This window comes from Streptomyces sp. NPDC049597 (assembly GCF_040675505.1).
Classification (GTDB): domain Bacteria; phylum Actinomycetota; class Actinomycetes; order Streptomycetales; family Streptomycetaceae; genus Streptomyces.
The window spans coordinates 161,787-179,504 of record NZ_JBFAOY010000015.1; the positions used below are offsets into that span (position 1 = coordinate 161,787).

Sequence of the window (17,718 nt, forward strand, 5' to 3'; positions counted from 1 at the left end):
TGGTTCCTGACGCGTCAGCGCCGCTCGGGCTTGGCGGCGCGGGACATGAGTTCCTTGAGCGCGACGACCGGCGGCTTCCCCTCGTGGACGATCCCGACGACCGTCTCCGTGATCGGCATGTCGACATCGTGCCGGCGCGCCAGATCGAGCACCGACTCGCAGGACTTGACGCCCTCCGCGGTCTGCTTGGTGACGGCGATCGTCTCCTGGAGCGTCATCCCGCGGCCGAGGTTGGTGCCGAAGGTGTGGTTCCGCGACAGGGGCGAGGAGCAGGTGGCGACGAGGTCGCCGAGGCCCGCGAGCCCGGAGAAGGTGAGCGGGTCGGCGCCCATGGCGAGGCCGAGGCGGGTGGTCTCGGCGAGGCCGCGGGTGATGAGCGATCCCTTGGCGTTGTCGCCGAGTCCCATGCCGTCCGCGATGCCGACGGCGAGCCCGATGACGTTCTTGACGGCGCCGCCCAGCTCGCAGCCGACGACGTCGGTGTTGGTGTAGGGGCGGAAGTAGGGCGTGTGGCAGGCGGACTGCAGCCGCCGGGCCACGGCCTCGTCGCGGCACGCGACCACGGCGGCGGCCGGCATGCGGGAGGCGATCTCCTTGGCCAGATTGGGGCCGGTGACCACGGCGACGCGGTCGGCGGGCACCCCGGCCACCTCCTCGATGACCTCGCTCATCCGCTTCGCGGTGCCGAGTTCGACACCCTTCATCAGCGAGACGAGGACGGTGTCGGGGGCCAGTTCGGGAGCCCAGGCGGCGAGGTTGCCGCGCAGCGTCTGGGAGGGGACGGCGAGGACGGTGAAGTCGGCGCCGTGCAGGGCCTCCGCCGCGTCCGTGGTCGCCCGCAGGTTCGCCGGGAGCTCGATGCCGGGCAGGTAGTCCGGGTTGGTGCGGGTGGTGTTGATCGCGTCGGCGAGTCCGGCGCGGCGGCCCCAGAGGGTGACGTCGCACCCGGCGTCGGCGAGGACCATGCCGAACGCGGTGCCCCACGAGCCCGTTCCGAAGACGGCTGCCTTGACGGGCTGGGTCACTTCACTTCCTCCCCGGCGGCCTTGCGGCGCTGCTCGGCTCGCGCTTCGCGCAGATCGTACGGCTTCTCGGGTGCCTTCTCGCCGCGGATCTCCTCCAGGAGCGCGGTGACCGCGGCCATGATCTCCTCCGTCGCGGCCTTGAGCACGTCGGGCGTGGGGTCCTGGTCGTAGAAACGCGTGAGGTCGACGGGCGGGCCGGCCAGCACCCGGAGCGTCTTGCGCGGGAAGAGGCGGATCTTGTTCTCCTTGGCGTACGGCGGCATCGCCAAGTTGGCACCCCACTGGGCGACCGGGATGACCGGTGCCTTGGTCTGCAGGGCCGCGCGGGCCACGCCCGTCTTCGCGGTCATCGGCCACTGGCCGGGGTCGCGGGTGAGTGTGCCCTCGGGGTAGAAGGCCACGCATTCGCCGCGCTGCACGGCGTCGACGGCGGCGCGGAAGGCGCCGACCGCGTTCGAGGATTCGCGGAAGACGGGGATCTGGCCCGTCCCGCGCAGCATCAGCCCGACCCCCGGCGCCTTGAAGAGCGCCGCCTTGGCCAGGAAGCGGGGCACTCGTCCGGTGTTGTACTGGAAGTGCCCGTAGGAGAACATGTCGAGGTACGAGTTGTGATTGATGGCGGTGATGAATCCGCCCTCGGCCGGAATGTGTTCCATTCCCCGCCAGTCCCGCTTGAACAGAAGCAACAGCGGCGGCTTGGCGATGACCGCCGCCAGGCGGTACCAGAAGCCGATTCTACGGCGGGACACTCGGACACCTTCCTCTACGACCGGGCTATTGCCTGGCTGCTGGGGGTCAAGTGTCGCCCCAGGCCCCTGGTCTGTCGAGGACACGGTACGCCTCGCCACCCGCACCCGGCCCTCGGGCCCTTCGCCGTCCCAGGCGACAATGGGGCCCCGACGCGCACGGACGGAGAGCCCGCCACGGACACGAAGCCGACCCTCCTGTGGTCCTTGATCGTCCCGCTGAAGCCCCTTGCCCTCGCCAAGAGCAGGCTGGCGGAAGCGGCGGACGAGGTGCTGCGGCCGCGGCTCGCGCTCGCCTTCGCCCAGGACACCGTGGCCGCGGCCCTGGCCTGCACCGCGGTGCGCGATGTGGTGGTCGTCACGGACGACCCCGCGGCCGGGGCGTCACTGGCGGCGCTCGGGGCGCGGACGGTGCCGGACGCGCCCGCGGCCGGTCTCAACGCGGCACTGGCGTACGGCGCACACGCGGTGCGCGCGCGACGCCCGGGGGCGGCCGTCGCCGCGCTCAACGCCGATCTGCCGGCATTGCGGCCGCGCGAATTGGCCCGGGTACTGGGCGCGGCTTCGGTATTTTCCCGGGCATTTCTGGCGGATGCCGCAGGAATCGGTACGACATTGCTCAGCGCGTTGCCGGGAGTGGAATTGCGTCCGGCTTTCGGCGGCCCTTCACGCCGTCGGCATTTGGCATCCGGCGCATCGGAAATCGTCGTCGGCGGTGTCGATTCGGTGCGCCGCGACGTGGACACGGCGGCGGATCTGTCGGTGGCGCTGGCGCTCGGGGTCGGCCCTCGGACCAGCCGGCGGCTCATGAAGGGCGCGCCCGCGCCGGACAGCCTCTAGCCGCCGCCCGCCCTGATCCACGGGGGTGCTCCCGGCCCCGTAGGCTGGGCGCATGCAGGCGACCTCGTACACGTACGACCCCGAGACCCGCAGCGGGAGTGTGCTGCTCGACGACGGCACCCCGGTGGAGTTCGACGCCGCCGCGTTCGACGCGGGCGGCCTGCGGCTCCTGCGCCCCGGCCAGCGGGTGCGGATCGAGACCGAGGGCGAGGGCGACTCCCGCCGCGTCACGCTGGTGACGCTGCACACCTTCTGACACCGGGGCGCGCACACGCCGCGGGCCGGTCTCCCAGGGGGAGACCGGCCCGGCGCGTGAGTGGCCCTGTGACCTCGTACCGCTTGCTTCCGCCTACTTCTTGCGGGCGGTGGTCTTCTTGGCGGTGGTCTTGCGCGCCGTCGCCTTCTTGGCGGGCGCCTTCTTGGCGGTGGCCTTCTTGGCGGGAGCGGTCTTCTTCGCCGCCGCCTTCTTGGCCGTCGTCTTCGCCGGTGCCGCCTTCTTGGCCGCCGCGGTGGTCTTCTTGGCGGCCGGGGCCTTCTTCGCGGTCGTCTTCTTCGCCGTGGTCTTCTTGGCGGCCGCGGTGGTCTTCTTCGCGGTCGTCTTCTTCGCCGTGGCCTTCTTGGCGGTGGCCTTCTTGGCGGCGGCCTTGGCGGTCGTACGGGTCGGGGCACCGCCGGAGAGGCTGCCCTTGGGGGCCTTCTTGACGGAGACCTCGCCTCCCTTGGGGAGCTTCTTCGTGCCGCTGACCAGGTCCTTGAAGCCCTGGCCCGCACGGAACCGCGGAACGGACGTCTTCTTGACCCGCACGCGCTCACCCGTCTGCGGGTTGCGGGCGTAACGGGCGGGACGGTCGACCTTCTCGAACGAGCCGAAGCCGGTGACCGAAACCCGGTCTCCGGCGACTGTTGCGCGGACGATCGCGTCAAGCACCGCGTCGACAGCGTCAGCGGCCTGCTGGCGGCCGCCGAGCTTGTCGGCAATCGCTTCTACGAGCTGCGCCTTGTTCACGTCTTCCCCTTCGGAGACATTGGCCGGAACGATTGCGTCCAGGCTTTTTCGCACGTTAGGCAGATATATACCGCAAATCAAACACGAAACGGGCTAATCACCCTAGTGCCGCAACGAAGTCGACCTCGGCGGAGTTCTGAGGTCAGTCACCTTCGGGGAATCGGCCCTCGTCGAGGTCCTTCATCAACCGGTCCAGACGCCTTGCCGCGTCCGGGAGATCGTGCTTCGCCGCCGCCGTGATGATCAGCAGCTTCCGGGACAGCGCCATCCTTACGCCCTCCGGGACTTGCAGTGCGCGCACTCTTGTGTGCGCTTCCTTCAGCCGGGCCGCGACCGCCTCGTAGAGCTCGAGTTGGCTGTCACGGTCCATGCACCGATTGTGCCATCTGGGGCGAGTTGTCGCCCGATGGGGTCTCAACATACGACTGCGCCCCCCACCGGCAGGTGGAGGGCGCAGATCGGGAAAAGCGCTGCTCAGGCGTCAATCGTGCGGGGCTTGAAGGACGGTCGGCCCGCCTCGTACGCCGCGATGTCCGCTTCGTTCTGAAGGGTGAGGCTGATGTCGTCGAGGCCGTTCAGCAGTCGCCAGCGGGCGTTCTCGTCGAGCTCGAAGTCGGCGTCGATTCCCGGCGCGAGGACCTTTCGCTGCTCCAGGTCCACCGTGATCTCCACCGTGGGGTCCGCCTCGGTCAGCGCCCAGAGCGCGTCCACGGTCTCCTGGTCGAGCACGACGGTCAGCAGGCCGTTCTTGAGGGAGTTGCCGCGGAAGATGTCGGCGAAGCGGGACGAGATGACGGTCTTGAAGCCGTAGTTCTGCAGGGCCCACACCGCGTGCTCGCGCGAGGAGCCGGTACCGAAGTCGGGGCCGGCGACCAGAACCGTGGCGCCGCTGCGCTCCGGCCGGTTGAGCACGAACTCGGGGTCCTTGCGCCAGGCCTCGAACAGGCCGTCCTCGAACCCGTCGCGGGTGACCTTCTTCAGCCAGTGGGCGGGGATGATCTGGTCGGTGTCGACGTTGCTGCGGCGCAGCGGAACGGCCCGGCCGGTGTGCGTGGTGAAAGCTTCCATGGTTCCTCAGACCCCCGCGGGCGTAGAGACGACGGAGTCGGACAGGTCGGCCGGGGAGGCCAGATGGCCGAGCACCGCGGTGGCGGCGGCGACCTGCGGCGAGACCAGGTGCGTACGGCCGCCCTTGCCCTGCCTGCCCTCGAAGTTGCGGTTGGAGGTGGACGCGGAACGCTCGCCCGGAGCCAGCTGGTCGGGGTTCATGCCCAGGCACATGGAGCAGCCCGCGTGGCGCCATTCGGCCCCGGCGGCGGTGAAGACCTTGTCCAGGCCCTCCTCGACCGCCTGCAGGGCGACCCGGACGGAGCCCGGGACGACCAGCATCCGTACGCCGTCGGCGACTTTGCGGCCGTCCAGGATCGCGGCGGCGGAGCGCAGGTCCTCGATACGGCCGTTGGTGCACGAGCCTACGAAGACGGTGTCGACCTTGATGTCGCGCAGCGGCTGTCCCGCGGTCAACCCCATGTACTCCAGGGCCTTTTCGGCCGCCAGGCGCTCCGAAGCGTCCTCGTACGAAGCCGGGTCGGGGACGTTCGCCGACAGGGGCGCGCCCTGGCCGGGGTTGGTGCCCCAGGTGACGAACGGGGCCAGTTCGGCGGCGTCGATGAACACCTCGGCGTCGAAGACGGCGTCGTCGTCCGTGCGCAGCGTCTTCCAGTACGCGACGGCGGCGTCCCAGTCCTCGCCCTCGGGGGCGTGGTCGCGGCCCTGCAGGTAGTCGAACGTGGTCTGGTCCGGGGCGATCATGCCCGCCCGGGCGCCGGCCTCGATCGACATGTTGCAGATGGTCATCCGGGCCTCCATCGAGAGTTTCTCGATGGCGGAGCCGCGGTACTCGATGACGTAGCCCTGGCCGCCGCCGGTGCCGATCTTCGCGATGATGGCGAGGATCAGGTCCTTGGCGGTGACGCCCTCGGGCAGTTCGCCCTCGACCGTGATGGCCATGGTCTTGGGGCGGGCCATCGGCAGGGTCTGGGTGGCCAGCACATGCTCCACCTGGGAGGTGCCGATACCGAAGGCCAGCGCGCCGAAGGCGCCGTGGGTGGAGGTGTGCGAGTCGCCGCAGACGACCGTGGTGCCGGGCTGGGTCAGACCCAGCTGGGGGCCGACGACGTGCACGACGCCCTGCTCGACGTCGCCGAGCGGGTGCAGCCGGACACCGAACTCCGCCGCGTTCTTCCGCAGGGTCTCCAGCTGTGCGCGGGAGACCGGGTCGGCGATCGGCTTGTCGATGTCGAGGGTCGGGGTGTTGTGGTCCTCGGTGGCGATGGTGAGGTCGAGCCGCCGCACCCGGCGACCGCTCTTCCGCAGACCGTCGAAGGCCTGGGGGCTGGTCACCTCGTGCAGCAGGTGCAGATCGATGAAGAGGAGGTCGGGCTCGCCTTCGGCGCGCCGGACGACATGGTCGTCCCAGACCTTCTCCGCGAGTGTCCTACCCATCGCTTTCCCTCCGGCCGGCTGTGCCGCCGACACAACTAGAGATCTTGTGCAGTGCCCGTTGGTCCGCGGGCCGCCACTACAGCGTGACAAGTTCCATGGAAAATTGAACTTGCGTTTCACAGAGTGAGACGTGAGTATCGTTGCATGGACAACTCTAGCGGCGTCGGTGTTCTCGACAAGGCAGCCCTTGTCTTGAGCGCCCTGGAGTCCGGTCCGGCCACCCTCGCGGGTCTGGTCGCGGCCACGGGACTCGCACGACCCACGGCCCATCGCCTGGCCGTGGCACTGGAACACCACCGTATGGTGGCGAGGGACATGCAGGGCCGGTTCATCCTCGGACCGCGGCTGGCGGAGCTCGCCGCGGCGGCCGGCGAGGACCGGCTGCTGGCCACGGCCGGACCTGTGCTCACCCACCTGCGCGACGTGACCGGCGAGAGCGCGCAGCTCTACCGCCGGCAGGGAGACATGCGCATCTGCGTGGCGGCGGCCGAGCGGCTGTCCGGACTGCGGGACACCGTGCCCGTCGGCTCCACGCTCACGATGAAGGCCGGCTCCTCGGCGCAGATCCTCATGGCCTGGGAGGAGCCCGAGCGGCTGCACCGCGGGCTGCAGGGCGCGCGCTTCACGGCGACGGCCCTGTCAGGCGTACGGCGCCGGGGCTGGGCCCAGTCGATCGGCGAGCGCGAGCCGGGCGTGGCCTCGGTCTCCGCTCCTGTGCGGGGCCCGTCGAACCGCGTGGTGGCCGCCGTGTCGGTCTCCGGCCCCATCGAGCGCCTGACCCGCCACCCCGGGCGCATGCACGCCCAGGCGGTCATCGACGCCGCCGCGCGCCTGAGCGAGGCCCTGCGCCGCTCCGGCTGACTTTCCCGCGCGTCCACGTCCGGCCGGCCCCTTCAACGCCGCAGGGGCCGGCCGGAGGTGTTTCCGGGGCCCGCCGGGTGCAGCATGGAGGTACCTGCCGAGCGACGGAGGTGCAGGACCATGGCCGAGTTCATGGACGTACACCACGGGATGAAGGGCATCACGAGCGACCAGCTCATGGAGGCGCACCGCGCGGACCTCGCGATCGAGGGCGAGGAGGGCGTGCACTTCAAGCAGGCGTGGGCGGACCCGGAGTCGGGCACCGTGTACTGCCTGTCCGAAGGGCCGTCCGCGGACGCCGTGCAGCGCATCCACGAGCGCACGGGCCACCCGGCGGACGAGATCCACGCGGTGCCCCTGACCGTGTGAGCCTTTCCGTGGAGCCTCCGTCACCGCGTGTGACGGAGGCTCCCTCGTGTCCGGCGGGCCTGGGCGGGACAGCGCACGGGAGGTCCCGCACCTCGCCCCCGGTCCACCGCGCCACGTCGCTCGTGACGCCGACAGCCTCGGGTACGGGTCCGGGCCGCCCAACTCCTGCCGTACGCATGCCGGATGGAGCGGATCGGCAGGCAGCCACGGGCCGGCCCGGGAGAACGCCGAAGGGGCCCTCCACCTTCGTGGAGGACCCCTTCGGTCTTGTACCCCCGACCGGATTCGAACCGGCGCTACCGCCTTGAGAGGGCGGCGTGCTAGGCCGCTACACAACGGGGGCAAGCTCATGATCCATGGGCTGGATCCGCTGGGCTACCAGGACTCGAACCTAGACTAAATGAACCAGAATCACTCGTGCTGCCAATTACACCATAGCCCATGGTGGTTTAGACCAGTACCCCCGACCGGATTCGAACCGGCGCTACCGCCTTGAGAGGGCGGCGTGCTAGGCCGCTACACAACGGGGGCCCTAGCGATCCTCATCCGGCGGCAGCCGGATGTTGTCACCGCGAGAACCACCGGGTGCGACCCAGGTGATCTGGCGGGAAGGATCTGTACCCCCGACCGGATTCGAACCGGCGCTACTGCCTTGAGAGGGCAGCGTGCTAGGCCGCTACACAACGGGGGCTTTGCAGATGAGCTCTGCGAGCTGGCCTACCAGGACTCGAACCTAGACTAACTGAACCAGAATCAGTCGTGCTGCCAATTACACCATAGGCCACCAAAACTCAACCCCCAGTGGGGATCTTGTTCGGGTTTGCGCTGTCGGTTCCGGCCTTTCGGCCCGCTCCCCTTGGCGCAGGAAGAACACTACCCGAAGGTGGACGGCGCTCCAAAACGGGTATGGCCGCGCAGCAGTGCGGGCAGCTGGTCGAGGCCGGTGATCCGGGTCAGCTCCGGTCTGCCGCCCAGACCGGAGCGGTCGAGCCAGATGCCGGTGAGGCCCGCCTCGACGGCGCCGCGGGCGTCGATGTCGGGCTGGTCACCGACGTACGCGACCTCGTGCGGGGCGAGGCCCATGACCTCGCAGGCGCCGAGGAAGGCGGCGGCTTCGGGCTTGGAGACGCCGAGTTCCACGGCGCACACGACGGCCTCGAAGCGGTCCCGCACACCGAGGATGCGCAGTTTGCGGTCCTGGTTGTGGATGCTGGAGTTCGACAGGACGGCGTGCCGGTAGTCACCGGCGAGGAGATCGAGAACGGGCACGGCGTCGGGGAACAGCGCCCAGGCGGCCTCGTAGTGCGCGACGTGCCGGCCGAACCAGGCGTCGGCCTCGTCGTCGCTCATCCCCGGCGCGGCGAGGAACTGCCGGACCCTGTCGCGCCGCTGCCCCGTGAACGTGGTCTCGCCCGCGGCGAAACGGGCCCACTGGACGTCGGTGATCTCCCGCCATGCGACGAGGGCCTGCTCGACGGAGTCGTATCCGCCGGGCAGGCCCTCGTTCCGCAGGTGCTCGCGCATGCCGGTGCGGTCGGCGCTCGCGTAGTCGAAGATCGTGTCGTCGATGTCCCAGAGGACGGCGCGGATCGGCATGGCTCGACCGTACCGCCCGGACGCCGCCCGGCCGGGGCTCGCACACGGCAGTGGCCGGCGCTCAGGCCGCGGCCTCGGACGGGACCACGAAGAAGTCCGTCACGAAGCAGACGACCTCGCCCGAGGCGTCGCGGCCGACCCAGGTCGGGTACGCGCCGTCGCCCCAGCCGGACATGAAGGCGATCAGGTTGTGGCCGGTGTCGGGGGCGGTGACCGTGTGGGGGCCCAGGTACGCGCCGCCGCCCGCGTCGAAGGCGTCCCACAGCGGCCCTTCGTCGCCCACGCAGTCGGGGAAGGACTCGTCGCAGGCGGCGTCGTAGAAGCAGCCCGTGCCCGCGTCGACGCCGTAGGCGAAGAACTCGTCGTCGGCCAGCTCCGCCGGGTCCTGGCCTGCCTGGTGGGCGATCTCCCAGGTGGCGGGCTCGGTGTCCCGGATCAGCAGGCGGGCGGCGGCGATGCGCAGGTGGGGCTCGTCCGCGGGCGGCTCGTCGGGCTCGGCGAGCGTGGCGACGGCGCACTCCACCGGGTAGCGGCCCGGGGCCACCTCGGCGGTGAACGGCTCGGACTCGCCCGTGCCCAGCGAGACGAACGGGTCGCAGGCCACGACCCTGCCGGTGGGCAGCCACAGTTCGCCGCCCTTGACCACGGACATCGTGCCGACGAGCGATCCCATGTCCTGGAAGCGGTTGCCGGGCGTGAAGTGCCAGGAGAAGTCGGGCGCGGGCATGGGCATGCTGGTCCCCCAGGGAGCCGAGACGATCGTGATCGCCCCGAACACTAGTCCCGCGCTGCGACAACGCCGAAGGGGCGGCGGCCTCTTCGGCCACCGCCCCTTCGGGCACGTCGGTTACGCGAGCTTCGCCAGCGCCGCGTCGATACGGGCCAGGGTCCGGTCCTTGCCCAGGATCTCCAGGGACTCGAACAGCGGCAGGCCCACCGTGCGGCCGGTGACCGCGACGCGGACCGGGGCCTGGGCCTTGCCGAGCTTGAGGCCGTGGGCCTCTCCGGCGGCCAGGACGGCCTCCTTGAGGGAGTCCGCGCTGGACCAGTCGGCCGCCTCCAGCTTCTCGCGGGCGGTGGTCAGCAGCGCGGCCGGGTCGCCCTTCATCGCCTTGGTCCAGGACGCCTCGTCCTGGACCGGCTCGTCGAGGAAGAGGAAGTCGACGTTGGCGGTGATGTCGGAGAGGACCGTCAGGCGGGTCTGCGCGTGCGGCGCGATGGCCTCCCACTTCGCACGGTCGAAGCTCTCCGGGGCCCAGTTGGCGTGCGGGGCCCGGAGCCAGGGCTCGCACGCCTCGGTGAACGTCTTCACGTCGAGCATGCGGATGTGGTCGGCGTTGATGGCCTCGGCCTTCTTGAGGTCGAAGCGCGCCGGGTTGGCGTTGACGTCCGCGAGGTCGAACTTCGCGACCATCTCCGGGATGGTGAAGATGTCCTGGTCGGCGGAGAAGGACCAGCCGAGCAGCGAAAGGTAGTTGAGCAGGCCCTCGGGGAGGAAGCCGCGCTCCCGGTAGAGGTTGAGGGACGCCTGCGGGTCGCGCTTGGACAGCTTCTTGTTGCCCTCGCCCATGACGTACGGCAGGTGGCCGAAGGAGGGGATCTCCTTGGCGACGCCGAGCTCGATCAGGGCCTTGTACAGCGCGATCTGGCGCGGGGTGGAGGACAGCAGGTCCTCGCCGCGCAGCACGTGGGTGATCTCCATCAGCGCGTCGTCGACCGGGTTGACGAGCGTGTAGAGCGGGGCGCCGTTCGCGCGGACGATGCCGTAGTCCGGGACGTTGTCCGGCGTGAACGTCAGCTCGCCGCGCACCAGGTCGGTGAAGGTGATCGGCTCGTCGGGCATCTTGAAGCGCACGATGGACTCGCGGCCCTCGGCGTCGTACGCGGCCCTCTCCTCCGCGGTCAGGACGCGGCACTTGCCGTCGTAGCCGGACGGGCGGCCGGCGGCGCGGGCGGCGTCGCGGCGCGCCTCCAGCTCCAGCGCGGTGCAGTAGCAGTGGTACGCGTAACCGCCGGCGATGAGCTTCTCGGCGATGTCCTTGTAGATGTCCATCCGCTGCGACTGGCGGTAGGGGCCGTGGGGGCCGCCCACTTCGGGGCCCTCGTCCCAGTCGAGCCCGAGCCAGCGCAGCGAGTCGAGCAGCTGGTTGTACGACTCCTCGGAGTCGCGGGCCGCGTCGGTGTCCTCGATGCGGAAGACCATGGTGCCGCCGTTGTGCCGGGCGTAGGCCCAGTTGAACAGGGCGGTGCGGACCAGGCCCACATGGGGGTTGCCGGTCGGGGACGGACAAAAACGTACGCGGACGGATCCGTTAGCCACGCTTGATCACCTTGTTGGTGAGAGTGCCGATGCCTTCGATGGTGACGGCGACCTCGTCGCCGACGTTCAGGGGGCCGACCCCCGCGGGGGTGCCCGTGAGGACGACGTCGCCCGGGAGCAGCGTCATGGCCTCGGTGATGTGCACGATCAGGTCCTCGACGGACCGGATCATCTCGCTCGTACGCCCCAGTTGGCGCTGTTCGCCGTTGACCGTGCACTGGATCGTCAGGTCGGCGGGGTCGAGGTCGGTCTCCACCCAGGGGCCGAGCGGGCAGGAGGTGTCGAAGCCCTTGGCCCTGGCCCACTGCTTCTCGCGCTTCTGGGCGTCGCGCGCGGTGACGTCGTTGGCGCAGGTGTAGCCGAGGATCACGTCCTTGACGCGTTCGCGCGGGACCTCGCGGCACATGCGGCCGATGACGACGGCGAGCTCGGCCTCGTGGTGGAGCTCGTTCGAGAACGAGGGGTACTCGATGGCGTCGCCGGAGCCGATCACGGAGGTGGTGGGCTTGAAGAAGGCGACGGGGACCTCCGGGACCTCGTTGCCGAGCTCCGCCGCGTGCTCCGCGTAGTTGCGGCCGATGGCCACGACCTTGTTGGGGAGCACGGGGGGCAGCAGCCTGACCTTGCTCAGCGGGACCTTGGTCCCGGAGAGCTCGAAGTCCGCGTACGGGATGCCCTTGATGATGTCGAGGAGGAGGCCGTCGGGGCCTTCCTCGACCGCGCCGAAGGCGACATTGCCGTCGATGGAGAACCTGGCGATGCGCACGGGTTGCTGTCGCCCCTCACTACTCACTCGCTGACCGGCCCTGCTCGCTGACGCTCGCTGACCGGAGACTGACGCTCCAGGCTAACGCGGCAGGGCCTGCCCGACGTGCCGACAAGGGCGTGGATGCCCGGGCGTCCGCCGGGCGGGCGGCTTCCACCCCACGTGGTGTGAGAGTCCCCCGGCGAGGCCGGCGGGCCGAAAGGGCGCACGAGTGAGCGCGAGAGGCTCCGGGGCCGTACTACTGGGCGGGCGCGTCCATGAGGACGGTGCGGCGGGGGTTGGCCGTCTGCGTGGGAAGATCGACCGTGTGCTCCGGCTGCTCCGGCGCCTGCAGCTCGTCCGCGTCCTTGAGGTGCGCGAGCGTCGTGCGACGGGGGTTGGCTATGTTGCGGAACATCATCGTCGTCTTCATCGGCGGTTTACGACCTTGTCGGAGTAGGGATGCTTCGGGAAGCGCGGTTGACGCCGCGCCTGTCCTTGTAAAGCGTCAGGCTAAACATTCAATTCCCACGGAAAGCCAGGGAGAGACGCCGATCTTTGTGTGAGTTTGCTCACGAAGACAGTGTCATTTCGGACAATCCCGGCTGTGGATCTTCCTTACGGGATCGGACATTCCGCCACTGAATGCGCCATTCCGCTCCTGATCATGGCGACTGGGACACCCCCCACCCCTAAGTGACTCATGCCTTAAAGTCCGTTTCCTCCATGAACACTTTCTACGGCTCGTGACAAAACGCTTACACCGTGTCACTCGCGTCACAGGCCGGTACGCGGCCCTTGTTGGAGATCCGGCACTGTGCTGGAATTCCACGCACCGCCGCGGTTTCAGGCCGGCGCGCAAGGGGCGCAACGCAGCGCCGAGTGGCGGCGGGGAAGGGGGAGCAGCGCCGGTCTATCACGACCACCATGGGGCAGCGATCGATGCCCCGAGACGCCGACACCGTCCCGCCGTGCAAGCGGAGGGACGCCTGGTCCAGAGGTTGCGACGCTAGTGCAGGGACGTTTCAAGAGGGATGGCCTGGGGTCCCCGCAGGCCCGCCAGGGCCGCGGGGAAGCTGCGGCGGAACAGGAGTCGCGCGGCGGGACCGACCGCGGCTCCTCGCCCCAGCACGCCCACAACCAGGGACCGGCCGCGCCCGGCGACAGCGGCGAGCGCGGTGCGCGCCCCGGCGCGTCGGCATCCTCCGCTGACGGCGCCAAGGGCCCGTCGCCGGCGAAGGACCCCAGCGACACCGGCTCGCGAATAGCCCTGCGGAACTGGCGCATCAGCACGCGTCTGGTCTCCCTGCTCACCCTGCCGGTCGTCGCCGCGACCACGCTGGGCGGACTCCGTATCCAGGAGTCCATGGACGACATGAAGCAGCTGGACCACATGCAGCTGCTCACGGAGATGACCCGGGCGGCGACCGACCTGGCGCAGGCGCTGCAGTCCGAGCGCGACCTGTCCGCCGGCCCGCTCGCCAACGGCTCCCCCATCACGGACTTCAAGGTCTCCGGCCCGCGCAACCAGACCGACCTGGTCAAGAAGGCGTTCCTCGACGCCACCCGCAACATCCCCAACACGGACGACGACGAGGCGCTGGAGAGCATCCGCGCCAACGCGAACCAGATCGCCGTCCAGGTCAACGGCCTCAACAAGATCCGGGCCACGGCGTACGAGGGCGACGTCCCGAACTCCCAGACGGTGGAGGCGTACAGCCGGCTCATCGAGTCGCTGCTGAGCCTGTCCCAGGACATGGCGCAGGCGACCAGCAACCCGGAGATGATCAAGCGCACGCGTGCGCTGGCGGCGTTCTCGTCCGCCAAGGAGTACGCGTCCATCCAGCGCGCGATCATCGCCGCCGCCCTGCCCGGCGGTGACGACGCCAAGGCCCCCGGTCTGTCGGAGAACGACCGCCTGTACGGCAAGGCCGCCGTGGAGAACGGCGAGACCGAGCTCAAGGCGTTCAAGGCGATCTACGAGTCCACCGGCGGCGACGCCGAGGAGCTCACCGCCACGCTGGACAACGGCAACCCGACCATCGCGGCCTCCGAGCTGTACGCCAAGCGTGTCCTGGACACCGAGGGCCAGATCAGCCGCCTGCCCAAGCGGTCGCACCTGGACTGGACCGACGACTACTCGGTCCGCATCAACGCGATGAAGCAGATCGAGGCCACTCTCCTCGGCCAGATGGAGACCAAGGCCCGTGAGCTGCGCGAGGAGTCGCAGCGCGACGCCATCATCAACGGTGCGCTGATCCTCGTCGTCCTCGGCGTCTCGCTCGTCGGCGCGTTCGTGGTGGCGCGATCCATGATCCGCTCGCTGCGCCGCCTGCAGGACACCGCCACCAGGGTCGCCCAGGACCGGCTGCCCGAGCTCGTCAAGCAGCTGTCGGAGGCCGACCCGCAGGACGTCGACACCTCCGTCGAGTCCGTCGGTGTCCACTCCCGGGACGAGATCGGCCAGGTGGCCGCGGCCTTCGACGACGTGCACCGCGAGGCGGTCCGCCTCGCCGCCGAGCAGGCCCTGCTGCGGGGCAACGTCAACGCGATGTTCACCAACCTCTCGCGCCGCTCCCAGGGCCTCATCCAGCGCCAGCTCTCGCTCATCTCCGAGCTGGAGTCCCGCGAGGCCGATCCGGACCAGCTGTCCTCACTGTTCAAGCTGGACCACCTCGCGACCCGTATGCGCCGGAACGGCGAGAACCTCCTCGTCCTCGCGGGCGAGGAGCCGGGCCGCCGGTGGACGCGGCCGGTCCCGCTGGTCGACGTCCTGCGTGCCGCCGCGTCCGAGGTGGAGCAGTACGAGCGCATCGAGCTGGCGGCGGTGCCCGCGACCGAGGTCGCCGGCCGCGTCGTCAACGACCTCGTGCACCTGCTCGCCGAGCTGCTGGAGAACGCGACGTCGTTCTCCTCCCCGCAGACCAAGGTCCGGGTCACCGGTCACGCGCTGCCCGACGGACGGGTCCTGGTCGAGATCCACGACACCGGCATCGGCCTCTCCCCCGAGGACCTCGCCGCGATCAACGAGCGGCTGGCATCGCCGCCCACCGTGGACGTCTCGGTCTCCCGCCGCATGGGTCTGTTCGTGGTCGGCCGCCTGTCCCTGCGGCACGGCATCCGTATCCAGCTGCGCCCGTCGGACTCCGGCGGCACCACCGCGCTCGTCATGCTGCCCGTCGACGTGGCCCACGGCGGCAGGAAGCTCCCGGGCAAGCCCGGTGCGGGCGGCCCCGGCGCGGCGGCGCAGGGCCCCGGCGCCCCGGCCGGCGGCAGCCGTCCGGGCCTCGGCGGCGGTCCTGCCGCGGGCGGTCCCGGTGCGGGCGGTGCGCCTGCGGGCGGCCGTCTCGGTGCCGGTGCGCCGCGCGGTCAGGTCGGCGCCCCCTCGGCTCAGCGTGCCGCACTGCCGGGACGTGACGGTGCTCCCCGCCCTGCCCAGGGCGGTCAGAACGGGACCCCGCCCGAGCCCCAGCGTCAGGGCGGCGCCTTCGGCGCGGCCCGTGGCGGCCAGGGTGCTCCGGCTCCCGCCCGCAACGAGGCCCCCCAGGGCGGCTTCCGTCAGGGTGCGCCGGGGGCGGGCGACCGCGGTCGGCCGCTGCCGCAGACCGGCGGACCGCGCGCCGAGCTGCCGGGCGGCTCCCCCGCACGGCGCGAGGAGCCGCGTCCGCAGCGTCCGCAGACCACGAGCTGGGGCAGCGACCAGGCCCCCCTTCCGCAGCAGCGCCCGGCGGCCGACGTGCCGCGCGGCCACGAGGACCACGACACCTCGCGCGGCCTCGGTGCCACGGCCGAGTTCGCCCGGCCGGACTTCAACGCGCCCGCGGCTCCCGCTCCCACGGGCCAGTTCGTGCGCCCCGACGTGTACGGCGGCCAGACGGGCTCGCAGCCGCAGGACCCGGCGCAGACGGCGCAGTTCGCGCGCCCGGACTTCCAGGCGCCGCAGCAGCCGGCCCCGCGCCGCCGGGACGAGGGCTTCGCCCCGGCACGGCCGGCGGCCTCGCTGCCCGCTCCGCACCAGCCCGAGGCCCTGCCTCCGGCGTCCGGCGCGGGGGACGGCCGTACGCCGCTGTACGACACGCTGGAGACGAACTGGTTCCACGGGGCGCAGGGCGGTCAGCAGGCCGAGCAGCCGCAGCAGCCGGCTCCGCGGGTGCCGCTGCGCTCCCCGGCGCCGAACCCGGTGAACCCGGCGGGCGCGCCCTCGGCGAACAACGCCGCCTGGCGCACTTCGCCCAACGACGAGCTGGTGCGTCAGGCCGAGCGGGTGCGCAAGCCCGCGGCCGGCGGCATCACCACCTCGGGCCTGCCCCGTCGCGTCCCGCGAGCGAACCTCGTCCCGGGAACCGCGCAGGAGCAGAACCACACCTCCGGTCCGCAGGTCTCGCGCGCGCCCGACGACGTGCGCGGGCGGCTGACCAATCTGCGCCGGGGTATTCAGCAGGGCCGGCAGCAGAACAACTCGACGACCGGCAGCTTCAACCTCGGCCCCACTCACCAGCAGGAGCGATAGTTGAGCCCGATGAGCCAGGCGGCGCAGAATCTGAACTGGTTGATCACCAACTTCGTGGACAACACCCCCGGGGTGTCGCACACGGTGGTGGTCTCCGCCGACGGTCTTCTGCTGGCGATGTCCGAAGGTTTTCCGCGCGACCGCGCCGACCAGCTCGCGGCCGTGGCGTCCGGGCTCACCTCGCTGACCGCGGGAGCCTCCCGGATCTTCGAGGGCGGTCCGGTCAGCCAGACCGTCGTCGAGATGGAACGCGGCTTCCTGTTCCTGATGTCCGTCTCCGACGGATCGTCGCTGGCCGTGCTCGCGCACCCCGAGTGCGACATCGGCCTGGTGGGCTACGAGATGGCCCTCCTGGTCGACCGCGCGGGCAGCGTCCTGACCCCTGATCTGCGCGCCGAACTCCAGGGAAGTCTCCTGCACTGACGTTCCGGCGGCCCCGGCGACCCCACTCGCCGGCCGGCCGCCGCCAGCCACCGCACCGACAACCCGAACGGCCGCCCCAAGGCCCCCCACCGGCCCCATCAGACGGCACAGCCGACCACTTGCTGTCACGCCCGGAGGATTCATGACCCCGCCACCCGCCTCTCACGATCCGTACGGCACGTCACTCGACGCGTACGGGGACGAGGGCGACCAGCCGCTGGTGCGTCCGTACGCGATGACCGGCGGCCGGACCCGGCCGCGCTATCAGCTCGCGATAGAGGCGCTGGTCAGCACCACCGCAGACCCGTCACTGCTGGCCGGGCTGCTCCCGGAGCACCAGCGGATCTGCCACCTGTGCCGGGAGGTCAAGTCGGTCGCCGAGATCTCGGCGCTGCTGTCGATGCCGCTCGGCGTCGCCCGGATCCTCGTCGCCGACCTGGCCGAGGCCGGGATGGTGGCGATTCACCAGCCGGGCAACGGAGAGGCCGGCGGTACGCCGGATGTGACACTGCTCGAAAGGGTGCTCAGTGGACTTCGCAAGCTCTAGCGGCGGTTCGGCCCGGTCGACGACCTCCGCGAAGATCGTGGTGGCGGGCGGATTCGGCGTGGGCAAGACCACGTTCGTCGGCGCCGTCTCGGAGATCAACCCGCTGCGTACCGAGGCCGTCATGACATCGGCGTCGGCGGGCATCGACGACCTCACGCACACCGGCGACAAGACGACAACCACCGTCGCCATGGACTTCGGCCGCATCACCCTGGACCAGGACCT

At 70.7% G+C, this 17,718-nt stretch carries 19 protein-coding genes and 5 tRNA genes; 8 read left to right on the forward strand and 16 right to left on the reverse strand.

Annotated features, from left to right (window positions below):
* Positions 1 to 14: 14 nt before the first annotated feature.
* Both AB0K02_RS19305 and AB0K02_RS19310 read right to left on the reverse strand, forming a co-directional pair.
* A complete protein-coding gene (locus AB0K02_RS19305) occupies positions 15 to 1,025 on the reverse strand; it encodes an NAD(P)H-dependent glycerol-3-phosphate dehydrogenase (protein ID WP_365993656.1) in 1,011 nt (336 codons plus the stop codon).
* Entirely contained in the window at positions 1,022 to 1,774 is a 753-nt protein-coding gene (locus AB0K02_RS19310) for a lysophospholipid acyltransferase family protein (protein ID WP_365993657.1), read from the reverse strand. The genes AB0K02_RS19305 and AB0K02_RS19310 overlap by 4 nt, the downstream gene beginning before the upstream one ends.
* 195 nt (positions 1,775 to 1,969) lie before the next feature.
* Here AB0K02_RS19310 and cofC point away from each other — a divergent pair, with 195 nt between their 5' ends.
* Both cofC and AB0K02_RS19320 read left to right on the forward strand, forming a co-directional pair.
* The gene (gene cofC, locus AB0K02_RS19315) at positions 1,970 to 2,611 is read left to right on the forward strand and encodes a 2-phospho-L-lactate guanylyltransferase (protein WP_365993673.1); all 642 of its coding nucleotides are present in this window, start codon (positions 1,970 to 1,972) and stop codon (positions 2,609 to 2,611) included.
* 52 nt (positions 2,612 to 2,663) lie between these two features.
* The gene (locus AB0K02_RS19320) at positions 2,664 to 2,867 is read left to right on the forward strand and encodes a hypothetical protein (RefSeq protein WP_365993658.1); all 204 of its coding nucleotides are present in this window, start codon (positions 2,664 to 2,666) and stop codon (positions 2,865 to 2,867) included.
* Between the two features lie 93 nt (positions 2,868 to 2,960).
* Here the strand turns inward: AB0K02_RS19320 and AB0K02_RS19325 are convergent, their stop codons facing one another.
* The 4 genes from AB0K02_RS19325 to leuC all read right to left on the reverse strand — a co-directional run bounded on the left by AB0K02_RS19325 (position 2,961) and on the right by leuC (position 6,122).
* Positions 2,961 to 3,617: an HU family DNA-binding protein gene (locus AB0K02_RS19325; RefSeq protein WP_365993659.1), complete on the reverse strand. Its 657-nt coding sequence runs from the start codon at positions 3,615 to 3,617 to the stop codon at positions 2,961 to 2,963.
* A 142-nt stretch (positions 3,618 to 3,759) separates the two neighbouring features.
* Entirely contained in the window at positions 3,760 to 3,987 is a 228-nt protein-coding gene (locus AB0K02_RS19330; protein WP_365993660.1) for a hypothetical protein, read from the reverse strand.
* A 104-nt stretch (positions 3,988 to 4,091) separates the two neighbouring features.
* Entirely contained in the window at positions 4,092 to 4,685 is a 594-nt protein-coding gene (gene leuD, locus AB0K02_RS19335) for a 3-isopropylmalate dehydratase small subunit (RefSeq protein WP_307713251.1), read from the reverse strand.
* Between the two features lie 6 nt (positions 4,686 to 4,691).
* Entirely contained in the window at positions 4,692 to 6,122 is a 1,431-nt protein-coding gene (leuC, locus tag AB0K02_RS19340; RefSeq protein WP_365993661.1) for a 3-isopropylmalate dehydratase large subunit, read from the reverse strand.
* Between the two features lie 144 nt (positions 6,123 to 6,266).
* On the opposite strand from leuC, the gene ndgR reads away from it, so the two are divergent.
* Both ndgR and AB0K02_RS19350 read left to right on the forward strand, forming a co-directional pair.
* Positions 6,267 to 6,983 (forward strand): IclR family transcriptional regulator NdgR, encoded by a 717-nt coding sequence (ndgR, locus tag AB0K02_RS19345; protein WP_026278050.1) that lies wholly within the window; start codon positions 6,267 to 6,269, stop codon positions 6,981 to 6,983.
* Between the two features lie 120 nt (positions 6,984 to 7,103).
* On the forward strand, positions 7,104 to 7,352 hold the full coding sequence (locus AB0K02_RS19350; RefSeq protein WP_365993662.1) for an SCO4226 family nickel-binding protein: 249 nt from the start codon (positions 7,104 to 7,106) through the stop codon (positions 7,350 to 7,352).
* A 270-nt stretch (positions 7,353 to 7,622) separates the two neighbouring features.
* Here the strand turns inward: AB0K02_RS19350 and AB0K02_RS19355 are convergent.
* From AB0K02_RS19355 to AB0K02_RS19400, 10 genes are all read right to left on the reverse strand, one after another.
* Positions 7,623 to 7,695 (reverse strand) — tRNA-Glu (locus AB0K02_RS19355).
* Positions 7,696 to 7,722: 27 nt separating this feature from the next.
* Positions 7,723 to 7,794 (reverse strand) — tRNA-Gln (locus tag AB0K02_RS19360).
* A gap of 16 nt (positions 7,795 to 7,810) precedes the next feature.
* Positions 7,811 to 7,883 (reverse strand) — tRNA-Glu (locus tag AB0K02_RS19365).
* A gap of 87 nt (positions 7,884 to 7,970) precedes the next feature.
* Positions 7,971 to 8,043: transfer RNA gene (locus AB0K02_RS19370), tRNA-Glu, on the reverse strand.
* A 21-nt stretch (positions 8,044 to 8,064) separates the two neighbouring features.
* Positions 8,065 to 8,136: transfer RNA gene (locus AB0K02_RS19375), tRNA-Gln, on the reverse strand.
* Between the two features lie 89 nt (positions 8,137 to 8,225).
* The gene (locus AB0K02_RS19380) at positions 8,226 to 8,948 is read right to left on the reverse strand and encodes an HAD family hydrolase (RefSeq protein ID WP_365993663.1); all 723 of its coding nucleotides are present in this window, start codon (positions 8,946 to 8,948) and stop codon (positions 8,226 to 8,228) included.
* A 61-nt stretch (positions 8,949 to 9,009) separates the two neighbouring features.
* Entirely contained in the window at positions 9,010 to 9,681 is a 672-nt protein-coding gene (locus AB0K02_RS19385; protein ID WP_365993664.1) for a DUF4241 domain-containing protein, read from the reverse strand.
* Between the two features lie 114 nt (positions 9,682 to 9,795).
* Complete coding sequence (gene gltX / locus AB0K02_RS19390; protein WP_365993665.1) at positions 9,796 to 11,268, reverse strand: glutamate--tRNA ligase; 1,473 nt, start codon at positions 11,266 to 11,268, stop codon at positions 9,796 to 9,798.
* Entirely contained in the window at positions 11,261 to 12,034 is a 774-nt protein-coding gene (locus AB0K02_RS19395; protein ID WP_365993666.1) for a fumarylacetoacetate hydrolase family protein, read from the reverse strand. The genes gltX and AB0K02_RS19395 overlap by 8 nt, the downstream gene beginning before the upstream one ends.
* A gap of 238 nt (positions 12,035 to 12,272) precedes the next feature.
* On the reverse strand, positions 12,273 to 12,446 hold the full coding sequence (locus tag AB0K02_RS19400; protein WP_365993667.1) for a hypothetical protein: 174 nt from the start codon (positions 12,444 to 12,446) through the stop codon (positions 12,273 to 12,275).
* 579 nt (positions 12,447 to 13,025) lie between these two features.
* Between AB0K02_RS19400 and AB0K02_RS19405 the strand changes: the two genes are divergently transcribed.
* The 4 genes from AB0K02_RS19405 to AB0K02_RS19420 form a co-directional block, all read left to right on the forward strand.
* Positions 13,026 to 16,523 carry a nitrate- and nitrite sensing domain-containing protein gene (locus AB0K02_RS19405; RefSeq protein ID WP_365993668.1) on the forward strand — a complete coding sequence of 1,166 codons (3,498 nt, stop codon included), beginning with the start codon at positions 13,026 to 13,028 and terminating at the stop codon, positions 16,521 to 16,523.
* Positions 16,524 to 16,532: 9 nt separating this feature from the next.
* A complete protein-coding gene (locus tag AB0K02_RS19410; RefSeq protein ID WP_142214992.1) occupies positions 16,533 to 16,946 on the forward strand; it encodes a roadblock/LC7 domain-containing protein in 414 nt (137 codons plus the stop codon).
* A 142-nt stretch (positions 16,947 to 17,088) separates the two neighbouring features.
* Positions 17,089 to 17,493: a DUF742 domain-containing protein gene (locus AB0K02_RS19415; protein ID WP_365993669.1), complete on the forward strand. Its 405-nt coding sequence runs from the start codon at positions 17,089 to 17,091 to the stop codon at positions 17,491 to 17,493.
* A partial coding sequence (locus tag AB0K02_RS19420) for an ATP/GTP-binding protein (RefSeq protein WP_365993670.1) occupies positions 17,474 to 17,718 on the forward strand: 245 nt, incomplete at its 3' end. The genes AB0K02_RS19415 and AB0K02_RS19420, both read left to right, overlap by 20 nt.